General features: G+C 72.7%; 10 protein-coding genes. 6 read left to right on the top strand and 4 right to left on the bottom strand.

Going from position 1 to position 14735, the window contains the following annotated elements; all coding sequences use genetic code 11:
• Nucleotides 1–9 precede the first annotated feature (9 nt).
• Nucleotides 10–1311 carry an extracellular solute-binding protein gene (locus OG787_RS08550; RefSeq protein ID WP_405534777.1) on the bottom strand — a complete coding sequence of 434 codons (1302 nt, stop codon included), beginning with the start codon at nt 1309–1311 and terminating at the stop codon, nt 10–12.
• Between the two features lie 260 nt (nt 1312–1571).
• On the opposite strand from OG787_RS08550, the gene OG787_RS08545 reads away from it, so the two are divergent.
• The 4 genes from OG787_RS08545 to OG787_RS08530 all read left to right on the top strand — a co-directional run bounded on the left by OG787_RS08545 (nt 1572) and on the right by OG787_RS08530 (nt 6961).
• On the top strand, nt 1572–3059 hold the full coding sequence (locus tag OG787_RS08545; protein ID WP_405534776.1) for a hypothetical protein: 1488 nt from the start codon (nt 1572–1574) through the stop codon (nt 3057–3059).
• 60 nt (nt 3060–3119) lie between these two features.
• Nucleotides 3120–4394 carry an AAA family ATPase gene (locus OG787_RS08540; RefSeq protein WP_405534775.1) on the top strand — a complete coding sequence of 425 codons (1275 nt, stop codon included), beginning with the start codon at nt 3120–3122 and terminating at the stop codon, nt 4392–4394.
• Nucleotides 4391–5638 (top strand): DUF2201 family putative metallopeptidase, encoded by a 1248-nt coding sequence (locus OG787_RS08535; RefSeq protein ID WP_369030404.1) that lies wholly within the window; start codon nt 4391–4393, stop codon nt 5636–5638. The genes OG787_RS08540 and OG787_RS08535 overlap by 4 nt, the downstream gene beginning before the upstream one ends.
• A gap of 72 nt (nt 5639–5710) precedes the next feature.
• On the top strand, nt 5711–6961 hold the full coding sequence (locus OG787_RS08530) for a cytochrome P450 (RefSeq protein WP_405534774.1): 1251 nt from the start codon (nt 5711–5713) through the stop codon (nt 6959–6961).
• A gap of 880 nt (nt 6962–7841) precedes the next feature.
• Here OG787_RS08530 and OG787_RS08525 read toward each other — a convergent pair.
• Complete coding sequence (locus OG787_RS08525) at nt 7842–8120, bottom strand: Atu4866 domain-containing protein (RefSeq protein WP_405534773.1); 279 nt, start codon at nt 8118–8120, stop codon at nt 7842–7844.
• Nucleotides 8121–8424: 304 nt separating this feature from the next.
• Here OG787_RS08525 and OG787_RS08520 point away from each other — a divergent pair, with 304 nt between their 5' ends.
• Nucleotides 8425–9210 carry an Atu4866 domain-containing protein gene (locus tag OG787_RS08520; protein ID WP_405534772.1) on the top strand — a complete coding sequence of 262 codons (786 nt, stop codon included), beginning with the start codon at nt 8425–8427 and terminating at the stop codon, nt 9208–9210.
• Nucleotides 9211–9288: 78 nt separating this feature from the next.
• On the top strand, nt 9289–10686 hold the full coding sequence (locus tag OG787_RS08515; RefSeq protein ID WP_405534771.1) for an amidohydrolase family protein: 1398 nt from the start codon (nt 9289–9291) through the stop codon (nt 10684–10686).
• A 319-nt stretch (nt 10687–11005) separates the two neighbouring features.
• On the opposite strand, the gene OG787_RS08510 is transcribed toward OG787_RS08515, so the two are convergent.
• Both OG787_RS08510 and OG787_RS08505 read right to left on the bottom strand, forming a co-directional pair.
• Complete coding sequence (locus OG787_RS08510; protein WP_405534769.1) at nt 11006–13810, bottom strand: ATP-binding protein; 2805 nt, start codon at nt 13808–13810, stop codon at nt 11006–11008.
• 121 nt (nt 13811–13931) lie between these two features.
• Nucleotides 13932–14624, bottom strand: coding sequence for an alpha/beta fold hydrolase (locus OG787_RS08505; RefSeq protein ID WP_405534768.1), 693 nt, complete (start codon nt 14622–14624; stop codon nt 13932–13934).
• Nucleotides 14625–14735 lie beyond the last annotated feature (111 nt).

Raw genomic sequence — 14735 nt, 5'->3', positions numbered from 1 at the left:
GTCGGCGGCTCACTTCGTGCCCGCGCCGAGGCTGTCGGCGTACGACTGGACGTTCGCGGCGGCCTTCGCGGCGGTCTCCTTGCCCTTGGCCACGGCCTCCATCTCCTTGCCGAGCCGCGTCGCGACCTGCTGCCAGGTGCTCACCTGGGGGAACGCCTCGGTGTTCTTCAGCTGGGTGAGGAAGGCGTCGAGGAGCGGCTGGTCCGCGATCGCCGGGTCGTCCCAGGCGGAGATGACCGCCGGCAGCGAGCTGTACGCCTTGTACTGCGCGACCTGCGTGCTCGGCTCCGTCAGATACCGGACCAGCTTCCACGACGCGTCCGCGTCGCCGTCGCCCGCGAGGACACCCCAACTGCCCCCGGCGGAGAAGGACTTGCTGCCCGAGGATCCGGCGGGCAGCGGCGCGGTGGCGACATTGGCGGCCGTCCAGCCGTCCTTCTTCGCGGCTGCGTCGAGCTGGCCGACGACCCACGGCCCGGTGATCATCATGGCGGTCTTCCCGGACACGAAGTACGGCTGCGCGTCGAGGAACGTGGGCCCGCTGGTGTCGGCCACGCCGGAGGTGAAGAACGACGCGTTGTACTGGAGCGCGTCGACCATCGCCGGAGTGTCGAGGGTCCACTTCCCGCCGGAGGAGAGCAGCGAGCCGCCGGCCTGCCAGGCGTACATCGCGACGTCCTGGCCGTTGAAGATGTCCCAGCCGATGTCGGCCCCGAGACCGCGCTTGGCGCCCGCGCCCTGGAGCGCCTTGAGGAACGGCACCGTCTCGTCCCACTTGGTCGGCACGCTCACGCCCGCCTTCTTGGCGAGGTCGGCGCGGTAGACGAGCGCGTAGGTGTACGCGTACCAGGGCACCGTGTAGGCGACGTTTCCGGCCACGCCCGCGGCCCAGAGACTCTCGAAGAAGGCCGACTTGTCGACGAGGCCGTCCGGGACGGGCCGGAGGATCGCCGGGTCGAGGAACTGCGCCTGCGACTCGGGGAAGAACTGGGCGACATCGGGCCCCTTGCCCGCCGCGATCGCCGACTGGAGCTTGGTGTAGTACTCGCCGTTCGGTATCAGGGTCAGCTTCACGGTGACGTCGGGGTTCGCGGCCTTGAAGGGCTTGATGACCTTGTCGAGCACGTCGGCGTCGCCCTGGGCGGCCCAGACGGTGACAGTGCCGGTGGCCGGGGAGCTGTCGACGGGTTCGGCGGTGGTTGTCGCGGCGGCGGTGTCGTCGCTGCGTCCACAGCCCGTGAGGGCGAAGGCGCCCGCGAGAGCGAGGCCCGCGGTCAGCTTCAGGGCGCCGCGTCTGGAGGGTATGGACACTCGGGACTCCTGTGCAGGGGGTGTGCCAGTGACTGATGGCGAAAAGGTATGAGCGAGGTATTTCGGTCGAGTGGCACCGCCGTCACGAATAATTTCGGAACTTGTAGCGAAATCTATTGATGGTGATTTGCAGCATTTGAGAGGTAATGGTCGAGCGGAAAAGAGGTGGCGGACCACGGCCGGGGGTCGGTACGGTCCCGCACGATGACTACTGACTCCGTTGACAGATCGGGGGTCCCGTCCGCGCAAGGTGAGTGCTGATGCTCACTCGCCACGCGTCCGGGGACACCCACCTCTCTTATTGGCCGCGCGTACGACAGTTCGCCGTGCCTCCGTCCATGATCGAGACCGCGACCGCGCGCCGTCTGGCCGGGGACTGGGCGGGCGCGTGTGCCGCCGCGGGCGTCGACGTCGACCTGAACTCACGGTCTGTGGCCCGCACCCACGGCCGCGAACTCGCCGCCCGACTCCGCGCCGATCTCCGCCACTTGGCACCCGACCTGCTGCGCTGGCACCTGCCGAGGATCGCCCCCGACGGACTCCTGCGCCCGGGACTGACGATCAGCCTGGCCCGGTACGACGCCACCGGGCAGCCCGGCGCCCACCCGGTGCACCTCGTGGCCCGGACCCCGCCCGCCTGGGCGGACGCCGGCCAGCGGATCAGCCTCACGCTGTGGGACGGCTTCCGCGGCGCGCACGGCTCCTACGGGTCTCACAGTTCCTTCGGCTCTCACAGCTCCTACGGTTTCCTCGCCTCCCACGCCGATGCGGGCGCCCGCCGCCATCCGCACCCCCACCCCAGCCGACGGTTCCGCCTCGACCTGCATCGCCACCTCTGGGACGCGCGCAGAACCGATGAGCTGCGGACCCGGTCCGGGGCCGACCGGCCGCCCGGCGGCGACGGTCCCGCACCGGCCCCGGATCTGCTGGACCGGGTCCCGCAGGGGCGCCGCTGTGCCGTGGACCGGTGGGCGGCCGAGGCGGAGCTGCTGCTCGACGCCGACGGACGGTCCACCGGCACCGGCGCGGGCGCCGTCACCGTACGGTTCGGGGCCAGGCGCCGACTGCTCCTGGAACTGGTCGCGGCCCCGGACGGCGGCGCCCCGCCCGCGCTGCGGATCACGGAGGCGCCCAAGGGCAGCCACGCCTCCGGGCTCCCGGTCCTGCCGGACGCGTCGACCTGGGTACCGCCCGACCTGGAGCTGCTCCGGGCCGGCGCGATCGAGGTGGACCGGCTGCACCCGCTGGTCGCCTCGGCACTCGTACCGGACCGTCCGGACCGTCCGCCGGCCGGCCCGCCCCGGATCCCGGACCGGGCGGGCGAGCCACGCCTCGTCGAGTGCCGGGGCGCCCGCCACCGGATCGCCCTGGTCGACGGGGTGCTCTCCCCGCTGGACCACGACCCGGCCGAGCTACGCCGGGAAGAACTCCTGGCCGAGCTGACCGGCACCCCGATGCCCTGTCTGCGCGCCATCGACGAGGCCCACCGCCACCCGGACTGCCTCACCGGCGTCCGCGAGCGCCTGGACCACGGCGACATCGCCGGTGCGCTGGCCGTCGTAGAAGGACTGCTGGGCCCTGAGGCGGTGCTGCGGGGCGGTGCCCTGCGCGACGAGCTGGAGCGGGCCGCCGAGCGGCGGATCACGTACGGACTGTTCAGGGCGGGTCTGATCGGAGCCGGGCCCGGACCTGGACCCGGACCGGGACCTGGATCCCGGGGCCGCCCTCACGGCCGCCGAACTCACTGAGAGTCGCTCCAAGTTCCCCTGAATCGCTGCTAGTTACTACGAACCCAAAGGTGATCAAACATGCCCACAGACATTTCCTTCGCCACCCCCGAGTCCGCCTCGGCCCTACCCCCCACCCCCCAACTCGACATCGCCGCCGACCTGTTGACCCTGCTTCGCGACACCACGACCGAACCCCGCCCCGACATCCAGCTGGAGGCACTGACGCTGGCCGTGGCCGCCGATCTGCCCGTGCTGCTGTGGGGCGAACCGGGGATCGGCAAGACCGCGGCCCTCACACAGCTGGCCGCCGCCCTGGACCTGCCCGTCACCACGGTGATCGCGAGTGTCCACGAGCCGTCCGACTTCTCCGGGCTGCCTGTCATCGGCGACGACCCCGCGACGCACGGTGTGCCGATGGCCCCACCGGACTGGGCGGTACGACTCGTACGGGCCGGCCGGGGACTGCTGTTCCTCGACGAACTGTCCACCGCGCCGCCCGCAGTTCAGGCCGCGTTGCTCCGGCTGGTCCTGGAACGGCGGATCGGCGCCCTCCAACTGCCGCCCGGCGTAAGGATCGTGGCCGCCGCCAACCCCCGGTCCTCGGCCGCCGACGGCTGGGAACTGAGCCCGCCGCTCGCCAACCGCTTCGTCCATCTCCGGTGGACCCACGACCACGAGGTCGTCGTACGCGGCCTCGGCGGGACCTGGCCCCGGGCCACGCTGCCCCGGCTCGACCCCGAGAAGCTGCCCGAGGCCGTGGACTTCGCCCGCCGCGCGGTGTGCGCGCTGCTCGCCGCCCGCCCCAAACTCGTACACCAGTTGCCCAGCAACGAGACGCGCCGGGGCGGGGCCTGGCCGTCACCCCGCAGCTGGGACATGACCCTGAGCCTGATCGCCTTCGTGACCGCCGCCGGTTCCTCCCGGGAAGTGCTCTCGCTGCTGGTCAGGGGCGCGGTCGGGGACGGCCCGGGGCTGGAGCTGATGGCGAGCCTGGACCGGCTGGACCTCCCGGACCCCGAGTCGCTGCTCGCCGACCCGGCCAGTGCCGAACTGCCCGAGCGCGGGGATCTGCGCCAGGCCGTGCTCGACGGCGTGGTGGCGGCCGTCCGGGGGCGCCCGGACAAGTCCCGCTGGGACGCGGCGTGGGCGCTGCTCGTCCGGGCGCTGGAGACCGGGGCCCCGGACCTGGTGGTCGTCCCGGCGACCACACTGGCCTCGCTGCGGCAGGAGGACTGGGACGTCCCGACGGCGATCGAGCAGCTCGCCGGTGTGGTGTCCCTGTCCCGGCGGGCGGACCGGGCGGCGGACCGTGTCGCGGCCCGGACCGGGGCGGGAGCGGAGGGCGGCCGATGAACACTGAAGCACCGGGCGCTCTGGACCTCGGCAAACTCTTCGCCGCCCGACTGCACGCCGTGCGGGCCCGTCCGTACCTGGCCACGGCCCTGTTCGCCCTGCACCCCGTCGAGTCGCGGCAGGTCCCGACGATGGCCGTCGACCGGCACTGGCGGTGCTATGTCTCGCCGGCGTTCGTGGACCGGATGCCGGTCGAGGAACTGGCCGGGGTGTGGGTGCACGAGGTGTCGCACCTGCTGCGCGACCACCATGGCCGCAGCGACCGCTTCGCCCGCGAGCACGGGCTGACCGGCCCCGGGGAACGACTGCGGATGAACATCGCCGCGGACTTCGAGATCAACGACGACGTGTTCGGCGACGGGCTCGTCCACCCCGAAGGCGCCGTCCAGCCAGGATCGGCGGGGCTTCCGCAAGGCCTGCTCATGGAGGAGTACCTGACCCGGTTCAAGCTCGCACCCAACATGATGGGCCTGTACTGGCTGGACTGCGGCAGCGGCGCCGACGGACTCGGCCGGGAATGGGATCTCGGCCCCGACGGCGCGCACGGCCTGAGCGAGCAGGAACGGGACGCGGTCCGCTTCCGGGTGGCGCAGGGCATCAACGGCCGCCCCGGGCACGCCCCGAAGGGATGGCGGCGCTGGGCGGAGGAGGCGTTCCATCCGCCGCAGCCCTGGCGGGAGTTGCTGGGCGCGGCGGTCCGCTCGGCGGCCTCGAGCGGTGGCGTCGGCGAGGACTACACGTACGGCCGGCCGTCGCGCCGCTCGGCCGGGCTGCCCGGCGTCGTCCTGCCGAGCCTGCTGCGCAGACCGCCCCGGGTCTGCGTGGTCATCGACACCTCCGGGTCGGTCAGCGACGCAGAACTGGGCAGCGCGCTCCTGGAGGTCGCGGCGATCTCCCGCGCGGTGGGCGGCCGACGGGACCTGGTCACCGTGGTGCCGTGCGACGCGTCGGCCCAGTTCGTGCACCCGCTGTGCAGCGCCGAGGGGATTCCCCTGCTGGGCGGCGGGGGTACGGACCTGCGCACCGGCTTCGCCAAGGCGCTGAGGGCCAACCCGCGCCCCGACGCCGTCGTGGTCCTGACCGACGGTCAGACACCCTGGCCGGAGACCCGGCCGCCGTGCCGGACGGTGGTGGGCCTGTTCCCCCGGCAGCCCACGGCCAGGCGGTGGGGCGAGAGCGAGGGCGACGACGACTACGTACCGGACTCACCGCCCGACTGGGCGCGAGTGGTCCACATCGGATAGACGTCCAGGGACAGTCGTCCACGGCTCGGCACCCGGTGATCTCCGGGCCGACAGGACTGAAAGGATGGCCCGATGAGCACCCCTTCCTCACTTCTGTCGGCGTTTCGTCCCAAGGTCCAAGAGCGTCTCTACGACTTCTACGAAGAACTCCGTAGCGCCGACGACCTGTTCTGGGACCGCCGCACGGGCGCCTGGATCGCGACCGGGCACGCCGTGGTCAGCAGCGCCGCGAACGCGCCCGGCCTGTCCTCGGTGCGCTACCCCGACATCGAGGCCGTCCCCGAGGAACTACGGCCGCTCGCCCGGGTCCTGAGCAGACAGATGCTCTACAACGACGCCCCTGACCACGCCCGGCTCCGGGCCCTGATCGGCAAGGCGTTCACCGCGCGTGCGGTGGCGGCACTGCGCGCGCGGATCGTCGAGGCCGTCGACCGGATCATCGCCGAGGCGGCGCCGACCGGCCGTATGGACATCGTCGCGGACCTCGCCAAGCCCCTCCCTCTGACCATCATCTGCGACCTGCTCGACGTACCGGAGGAGGACCGCGCCGCCGTCGCCGCGTGGTCCGAGCCGGTCGCCGAGGCCATCGGCAACTCCCGGCTCGACGAGGACCGCAACCGCGAGGCCTCGCAGAGCATGGCGGACATGCTCGCGTACCTGCGGGAACTCCTCACCCGCCAGGACGCCACGCCGACTCCCCACACCCTGCGCGCGATGGTGAACGCCCAGGCCGGCAACAACGACCAGGACCTCGACGAACTCCTCGCCAACTGCGCCCTGTTGCTGATCGCCGGCCACGAGACCACCACCCACTTCATCGGCAACGCCACCCTCGCCCTGCTCCGAGACCCGGACGCCGCCGACCGACTGCGCGCCAAACCCGAGCTGATGCCCGCAGCCGTCGAGGAACTCCTGCGCTACGACGCCCCGGTACAGCTGATGCTGCGCCGCGCCCGGCACGACCTGGACCTCGCGGGCCGCGCCATCGAGGAGGGGCAGACGGTGCTGCTGGTGTGCGGCGCCGCCAACCGGGACCCGGCTGTCTTCCCCGACCCCCACACGCTGGACTTCGAACGCTCCGGCTCAGGCGGCCGGCACATGTCCTTCGGACACGGCCCGCACTTCTGCCTCGGCGCGGCACTGGCCCGCATGGAGGGCGAGATCGTCCTGGACACCCTCCTCAACCGCCTCCCGAACCTCCGCCTAGACGGCACCGAGCCCCCGAAGTGGCAGCGCAGCCTGAACTTCCGCGGGCTCACGCGCCTGGACGTCGCCTTCACTCCGGTGGGGACGGACACGGGGCCGGTCGTGGCGGGATCCTGACGCCGCAGCGCATGAACAACCCATCGGTGTCGATGGGTTGCCTGGCTTTGATGGCGGCGGCCCTGGTTTGACGGCGGCGGCTCGGTCCCGATGGTGGCGGCCTCGGACCCGGTCTTGGCGTCCGCGGCTCGGTCCCGATGGTGGCGGCCCCGGACCCGGCCTTGACGGCGGCGCACCGGCCTCGATGGTGGCGGCCCGGTCGTGGCTGATGCCGCGGCCCTGGGTCTGGCCGCGGGGCTGTGGCCCTGGTTTTGACGGTGGCGGCCTCGGACCCGGTCTTGACGTCCGCGGCCCGGTTCCGATGGTGGCGGCTTCGGACCCGGTCTTGGTGGCGGCCCGGCCTCGATGGTGGCGGCCCGGTCGTGGCTGATGCCGCGGCCCTGGGTCTGGCCGCGGGGCTGTGGCCCTGGTTTTGACGGTGGCGGCCTCGGACCCGGTCTTGACGTCCGCGGCCCGGTTCCGATGGTGGCGGCTTCGGACCCGGTCTTGGTGGCGGCCCGGCCTCGATGGTGGCGGCCCGGTCGTGGCTGATGCCGCGGCCCTGGGTCTGACCGTGGGGCTGTGGCCCTGGCCTTGACGACGGCGGCCCGGTCCCTATGGCGGAGGCCCGGCCGCGCCCCCGGCCCCGCCCCCAGTCGTGGCCGAGGCTGCGGCCCTGACCGTGACCCCAGCCCGGGCTGCGGCGCCCCGGCCCCCCCGGCCCGATCGTGGCCCGGGCCCCGGCGCCCCTGGCTCCACCGTCTGCGGCGCGCCTGGCCCCCGGCCCGGCCCCCCGGCCCCGACCCGACCACGGCACACTCGACCCCGATCGCGGCCCCAGCCCCGACCGTCACCCTGGCCCGCCCCCCCCCGGCGCCCTGGCGACGCCGGGCGCTCCGGTTCACCGCCGGGCGGGCTCCGCGCCCTCGCGGTAGAGCACCAGGTGTTCGTGGAAGAGGACACCGTCACGGACATCGCCCGTGGCGGTGAAGCCGGTGTCGTCGACGTAGTCGATGTGGTCGCCGGTGACGGTGTAGCTGCCGGTGTAGGCGCTGCGGCGGTTGCCGCGGGCCTCGTCGTAGCGGCCGTTCGGCAGCAGTTCCTGGCGGATGAACCCGTCGGCGGTCACCCACATCCCGACGTACGGGTGCGGGGCGCGGGGCGCGTCGTTGCTGGTCATGGCTCTACGATCGCCCCGCCGGCCGGGGGCGACCAGGCCGCCGTCTCCCCAGGTGGGCGCCTCCTGGGTGCCGCACACCCACCATCGCGAGCGACCTCCCCGGGCTCACTCCCTCGTACGCGGGGGCCGGATCCTGGGTGCGTGACACCTGGGGAAACCGCGGCCTGGTTCCGATTCCCCGGCGCGACGAATCTGGTGGTCGAGCAGCCGCAGCGGCTGCCGAAACACTCGCCTCGGGACCTGTACCGGCGCTCAGTTCGCGCAGCGGTGACACCGACGAGACGAATCCACCGAGGAGGACGCGATGACCGTCACCCACGCCATCTCCGACACCGCCACCAACCCTGACTCCGGCGCCGTGGGCTGGAACCCCGAGGCCCTCGCCGAGATCCTCTCGAACGACGAGGGGCGTCCCGTCCTGTTCACCAACGCCCGCATCCTGACGGCGGACCCGCTGATCGGGACCATGACCGGCGCCGACCTGCTGTTCGTCGGCGCCCTGGTCGTCGGGGTCGGACCCGGCATCATCACCGCGGCGGGGGACGACAACGCCATCGTCGTCGACTGCACCGGCCTGACCATCGCCCCCGCCGTCGTGGACACCGTGGCGCTGACCGGCGGCCGTGGCCACCGCTCGGAGTTCGTCGCGACACTGACCCCGGGCAACACCCCCGACTTCCTGGTCCTGCCCGACGAACTCGCCGTCGACGTGCCCCGCGCCGTGGCCGCCCTCTTCACCCGGCCGGAGCAGATCCGCGCCCTCGTCGCGGCCGGCAGCCCGGTCCTGTGGGCCGGCACCGACGTCCCCGGCCGCGTCACCGCCCCCGAGACGGGCATCCCGGCCGCCGCCGACCTGACCGGCAGCCCGCGCGTCGGCGTCTGGATCGACCGGAACGACTTCCTGCACCAGGAACTCACCGCAGACGGCCGCTACGACGAGACCCGGGGCGGACGCCCGCACGCCTACCAGGGCCGCTACTGGATCGACGGCGACCGCATCGACTACCTGGACGACCTCGGCTTCTGGGCCTACGGAGCGTTCCAGTACGACGAACTGCACCACGCGGGCTACGTCATGAAGCTCGCCTGACCTCCCCACCCCACCTCCCCACCATCCCTCCCCCCACCTCCCCTCCCCGCCGAATCGAAAGCCGAAGGAAGACCTCCCATGACCAGCAACGCCAACGACACCACCAGCACCGCCGTCCTCGAAGAGCTTCGGCGCCGCCCCGCCGACCGGCGGCGCATCCTGTTCACCGGCGCGACCGTCGTCACCATGGACCCCGGTCTCGGCGTCATCGACGGCGGTGACGTCCTCGTCGAGGGCGACACCATCACCGCCGTCGGCCGCGACCTCGACGCGGGCGACGCCGTGGTCGTCGACGCCACCGGTACGGTCCTCACCCCCGGCTTCGTCGACACCCACCGGCACGCCTGGGAGGCCCAGTTGCGCCGGATCATGCCGGACGTCGACGACCTCGGCGGTTACGTCATGGCCACCCTCGCCGGTTACGCCACGGTCTACCGGCCCCAGGACATGTACACCGGCACTCGCCTGGCCGCCCTGACCGCGATCGACAGCGGCATCACGACGATGCTCGACTTCTCCCACAACTCCCGCACCGCCGAGCACTCCGACGCCGCCGTCGAGGCTCTCGTCGACACCGGCATCCGAGGCGTGCACGCGTCCATGGGCCCGCACTTCGGCGAGTGGGACCGCCAGTGGCCCGGCGACCTGACCCGCATGAAGGACACGTACTTCAGCAGCGACGACCAGCTGCTCACCCTGCGCCTGGCGACCCTGGCCACCGACGAGATCGCGGGCCCGGCACTCGCGTACGGCCCCGAACTCGCCCGCGTCGCCAAGGACTTGGGCATCGGAGTGAGCGTCGACGCAGTCTTCGGCGCGTCCGGCTCCGAGGCGGTCCTGCGCTGGGCCAAGGACGGCGTTCTGGGCCCCGACGTCACTCTGATCCACTCCACCGGACTGACCCCCGAGGCCTGGAAGGCGATGGGGGAGTCCGGCACCACGGTGGCCCTCGCCCCGACCTCCGACGCGCAGATCGGCCTGGAGACCGCGATCCCCGCCGCCGACGAGGCCCTCGCCGTCGGCATCCGCCCCGGACTGAGCATCGACGTCGAAGTCGCCCTGGCCAGCGACATGTTCACCCAGATGCGGGCCCTGCACGCCATCCAGCGGATGCGCGCGGTCAACGCCGCCTACGGCACCGACGTGGAGCCCTCCCGCATCACCACGTACGACGTCCTCGACTTCGCCACCCTCCAGGGCGCCCGGACGAACGGCCTGGCAGCCGTCACCGGCTCACTCACCCCGGGCAAGAAGGCCGACCTGCTGGTCATCCGGGCCGAGGACCTCAACAACATGCCGCTCAACGACCCGATCGGCACGGTTGTGCTGGGCTCCGACGCCCGCAACATCAGCGCCGTCCTCATCAACGGCGAACCCCGCAAGTGGAACGCCCAGGTCCTGGACGTAGACCTCACCGCCCTGCGCAACGAGGTACACGCCTCCCGCGACCACGTCCTGAACACCCCGTCCACCTGAACAGCCCCTCGCCCCCGCCGCCCCTACCCGTTCCCATCCCTGGGGGCTGCCGCCCCCAGACCCCCGCCATCGGCCTGAACGGCCTCGTCCTCAAACGCCGGACGGGCTGGAGGGGGCGGGCGCGGGTGGGTCGTGCTGAACGCGCTCGTCCTCCGACGCCGGCCGGTATTTCAGCCCGTCCGGCGTTTGAGGACAAGGCCCGTTCAGGGCCGGAGCGGGGGTCTGGGGGCGCAGCCCCCAGGGATGGGACGGGTAGGGGCGGCGGGGGCGAGAAAAAGCAGCGCACCCCCCAACCGCCTCGACCACGCCCTCCCACCGCCTAGTCCGGAGACTGCCGCGCCAACGCGTCCCGCAGCGCCGCCCGGGACGTCACCCCCAACTTGGGAAAGAGCTGGTACAGATGGGTCGAGACGGTGCGCGGGGAGAGGAAGAGCCGTTCGCCGATCTGCTTGTTGGTGAGACCGGCCGCCGCGAGCAGGGCGATCTCCCGCTGCTGTGGGGTCAGCGACACCGGCCCGTGGCGATCGAGGCGTCGGGCGGACTGCCCGGTCGCCCGTAGCTCGTTGCCGGCCCGGGCCGTCCAGGCGCGCGCGCCGAGCCGCTCGAAGGCGTCGAGCGCGGCCCCGAGTTGCGCACGCGCCTCCGTCGTCGACCTCGCCCTCCGGAGCCGCTCACCATAGGCCAGCCGAACCCGAGCCAGCTCGAACGGCCAGCGGTCGGTACCGGGAACCGCGAGCGCCTCCTCGAACCGGTCGACCGCGGTGCCGTGATCGGCGGCGGCGATCGCCGCCGACGCCTGCACGGCCATGTCGAGCCGGGGCGAGATCGCGCCGATGCCCGACTCACGTGCCGCCGCCGCATGAGCCACCGCCTCCGCACCCCGGCCCGTTCGGACCGCGGCCTCGACGAGGTCCATGACGACGAAGAGCGCGGTGGGCACGTGCGAGGCGATCTCTCCCGCGCCGCTGATCGCGGACGCATGCCGGTAGGCGTCCTCGAACCGCGCCCGGCCGAGCGCGGCGAGCGCCCTGGCGTGCGAGGCGCACGACAGGAAGAAGCCGACCTGGCGGGGCGCGGCCCACAGGGTCATCTCGTCCGTCAGCGCCCTGGTCGCGGATTCGTCACCGCGCGCGGCGGCGACCAGGGCCCGTTGGTACGCGAAGTCCGTCGACAACAACCGGTAGCTGTGGGTCTCCCCGAGGCGTCGGCCCTGCTCGGCCTGTGCCTCCAGTTCGTCCCACTCACCCGCCGCGAACCGGTCCCGGCCGAGGAAGAGCCGCCCCTGGAGTTCCAGGGTGACCGAGTCGCTGTCCCGCCCGTCGCGGAGCACCCGCCGCAGCGCCGTTCTGCACCCGGCCAGCCGGTCGACGTACACGGACGCCATGGCGATCCGGACGATCCGGACCGGGTCGATCTCCTGGTCGAGCGAGGCGATGACCTCGTCGAGCCCTTCGAGCGCGGGCGGTGCGGTGCGCGCAGGATCGGCGATCGTGCCGATGATGAGGGCCAGCCGGTCCGGGACCTGCGGTTTCAGCAGGCCGAGTGCCCGGTGGAGGGGCTCCCACAGCTCGGCGCGCTGCCTGCCGTGGCACACCCAGGCCAGGGTGTACAGCGCCTCGATCATGGTGTCGTCGGTCGCGTCGTACGGCTGGTGCTGCATCTCGATCGCGCCGACGAGCAGACGGTGGGCGGTGTCGAGGTCGCCCTCGCCGCTGAGGAGGATGTGATGGGCGGCGGCGACCGCGGCGACCAGCGGCCCCGCGCGTCCGCCGTCGGCCTGGCGGGCCTCTTCGAGCAGTCGGGGCACATCACGCAGATCACCGGTCAGATCCGCGCCGAGGTAGGCCGCCTCGGCGATCCGGCGGCCGCGGTCGTAGCCACGGGGGCTCAGTTCCGCGGCACGCAGCAGCGCGGCGATGGCGCCGCCCGCGTCGCCGCGCCGCACGATGTCGTGCGCGACCCCCTCCAGCAGCCGCGCGACGTCCTCCGCGGGTTCGACGGTGGCGTGGGCGAGATGCCAGGCGCGCCGCTCGGGCCGGTCGGCCCGGTGTTCGGCCAGCGCGCGATGGACCTTGCGCCGCTGGTCGCTGGTCGACAGCTCCACGACCGCGGATCGCGTCAGGGGATGGCGAAACGCCAGCCTGCTGGTGCGGTCGTCCACACGCACCAGGCCGGCCCGCTCCGCGTGGGCCAGATCCTCCATTCCGGTTTCCTCGGACCCGGCCGACGCCAGGACCCGCAGGTCACCGGTGCCGTCCAGGACCGCGTAGAGCAGGAGCAGCCGCGTGGCCTCGGGCAGGGCCTCGACACGGGAGGCGAACACGGCCTGGAGCCGGCGGCTCAACGGCAGGACGTCGGGTACCCCGGCTCCGGAGCGCCGACTGCCGCTGAGGGCGATGGGCAGCTCCAACAGGGCCAGCGGATTGCCCTGTGCCTCGGCCAGCAGCCGATCGCGCATCCGGGGTGCCAGGGAGGGGAAGCGGTCCTGGATCAACTCCGCCGCTGCGGTCGCGTCGAGGGGCCGTACGTCGTGTTCGGGCACCCCGCCGCGCTCGAAGAAGCTGCCCTCGTACGAGCGGTACGCGCCGAGAAGACCGACCCGGCTGCCGTCGAGCCGGCGGGCGACGAAGCCGAGCACCACGGCGCTGGCCCGGTCCAGCCACGGCAGATCGTCCACGATCACCAGCAACGGGCGCTCGGCGGCGGCCTCGGAGAGCAGGGTCAGCGTCGCGTTCGACACCAGGAGCTGATCGGACGGCGCCCCGTCGGCCAGGCCCAGCGCGACGCTCAGCGCACCGCGGTACGGATCGGTCAGCCGCTCGAGCCCGGCCAGCAACGGGCGCAGCACCTGATGAAGCCCCGCGAAACTCACGGTGCTCTCGAACTCCACACCGGCGGCCCGTACGACACGCGAGCCCAGGTCATGAGCCTGTGTGGCCGCGGCGTCCAGCAGGACCGTCTTGCCGACGCCGGCCTCCCCGGACAGCAGGAGCGCGCCGCCGGAGTGCATGGCCCCGACGACGAACCCCCGCACCAGCTCCAGGTCGCGCTCGCGCCCGATCAACTGCCCGGCCGCACCCGTCGTACCCGCCGTATCCGCTGGTAAGGAGCCCCCACCGTCCATCCGCGTCCCCCTAACGCCCGCTGCACTCTACGCCCGGGTGCGCCGGCCGGTCAGCACCCTGTGGGGCGCCTTGTGGCCGGGGGAGACGGCGAGGAAAAGGGGGGTGGGGGCGTGCCCGTGATCAGTGGTCGGCGGCCTGCTTGATCAAGGCGGCCACCTCGGTCGGCCGCGACACGTAGACCGCGTGGCTGCCGGCGACCTCGACGACCTGGGAGCCCGCCCGCTCCGCCATCACGCGCTGAGCGGGCGGCGGGATCATCCGGTCGTCGGTGGCGACGAGGTACCAACTCGGCCTCACCCGCCAGGCGGGCTCGACCACGGCACCGGTGAGGGCGTCGACGCCCCACGGGACCTGGGAGTCGGCCAGGAACGCCGCCTGCCCGGCGGGCAGATCGGCGGCGAAGGCCTCCGCGAACCTCTCCGGGTCCAGGAACAGGAAGCCCTCCCTGGGCGGCAGGATGGGCGGGACCGGGGCGCCCGGCGGCGGGTCGGCGATGAGCGTGTTCACCGACTCGCCCTTGTCGGGCGCGAACGCGGCGATGTAGACCAGCGCCGCCACCTTCGGATGGGTGCCCGCCTGCGAGATGACGGCGCCGCCGTACGAATGCCCCACCAGGACGACCGGGCCGTCCTGCGCGTCCAGTACGAGCCGTACCGCGGCGGCGTCCCCCTCGAGGGACAGCGTCGGATTCTGGACGACGCTGACGTTGTACCCGTCCTGCTCGAGGATCTCGTGGACCCCCTGCCAGCCTGATCCGTCCACGAAACCTCCGTGGACGAGGACGACGTTCCTCGATCCCGAACTCGCGCTCATCGACCGCTCCTTCCGCGTACCGGGCCGCTGTGGCCACGCAACCGAAGCTAGACGGGCGCGAGTTCGACCGATTCCGTCAAGTGACGTAGTTCCAGGCGACGTAGCCCGGCG

Origin of the sequence: Streptomyces sp. NBC_00075 (assembly GCF_045041225.1) — a bacterium.
Classification (GTDB): Bacteria; Actinomycetota; Actinomycetes; order Streptomycetales; family Streptomycetaceae; genus Streptomyces; species Streptomyces adonidis.
This window is presented reverse-complemented; position numbering and strand designations above follow the sequence as displayed.

Excerpts from the sequence above, each read along its gene's own strand:
- OG787_RS08545 (WP_405534776.1), top strand. The coding sequence starts at position 1,572 with ATGCTCACTCGCCACGCGTCCGGGGACACCCACCTCTCTTATTGGCCG.
- OG787_RS08540 (WP_405534775.1), top strand. The coding sequence starts at position 3,120 with ATGCCCACAGACATTTCCTTCGCCACCCCCGAGTCCGCCTCGGCCCTA.
- OG787_RS08535 (WP_369030404.1), top strand. The coding sequence starts at position 4,391 with ATGAACACTGAAGCACCGGGCGCTCTGGACCTCGGCAAACTCTTCGCC.
- OG787_RS08530 (WP_405534774.1), top strand. The coding sequence starts at position 5,711 with ATGAGCACCCCTTCCTCACTTCTGTCGGCGTTTCGTCCCAAGGTCCAA.
- OG787_RS08525 (WP_405534773.1), bottom strand. The coding sequence starts at position 8,120 with ATGACCAGCAACGACGCGCCCCGCGCCCCGCACCCGTACGTCGGGATG.
- OG787_RS08520 (WP_405534772.1), top strand. The coding sequence starts at position 8,425 with ATGACCGTCACCCACGCCATCTCCGACACCGCCACCAACCCTGACTCC.
- OG787_RS08515 (WP_405534771.1), top strand. The coding sequence starts at position 9,289 with ATGACCAGCAACGCCAACGACACCACCAGCACCGCCGTCCTCGAAGAG.
- OG787_RS08510 (WP_405534769.1), bottom strand. The coding sequence starts at position 13,810 with ATGGACGGTGGGGGCTCCTTACCAGCGGATACGGCGGGTACGACGGGT.
- OG787_RS08505 (WP_405534768.1), bottom strand. The coding sequence starts at position 14,624 with ATGAGCGCGAGTTCGGGATCGAGGAACGTCGTCCTCGTCCACGGAGGT.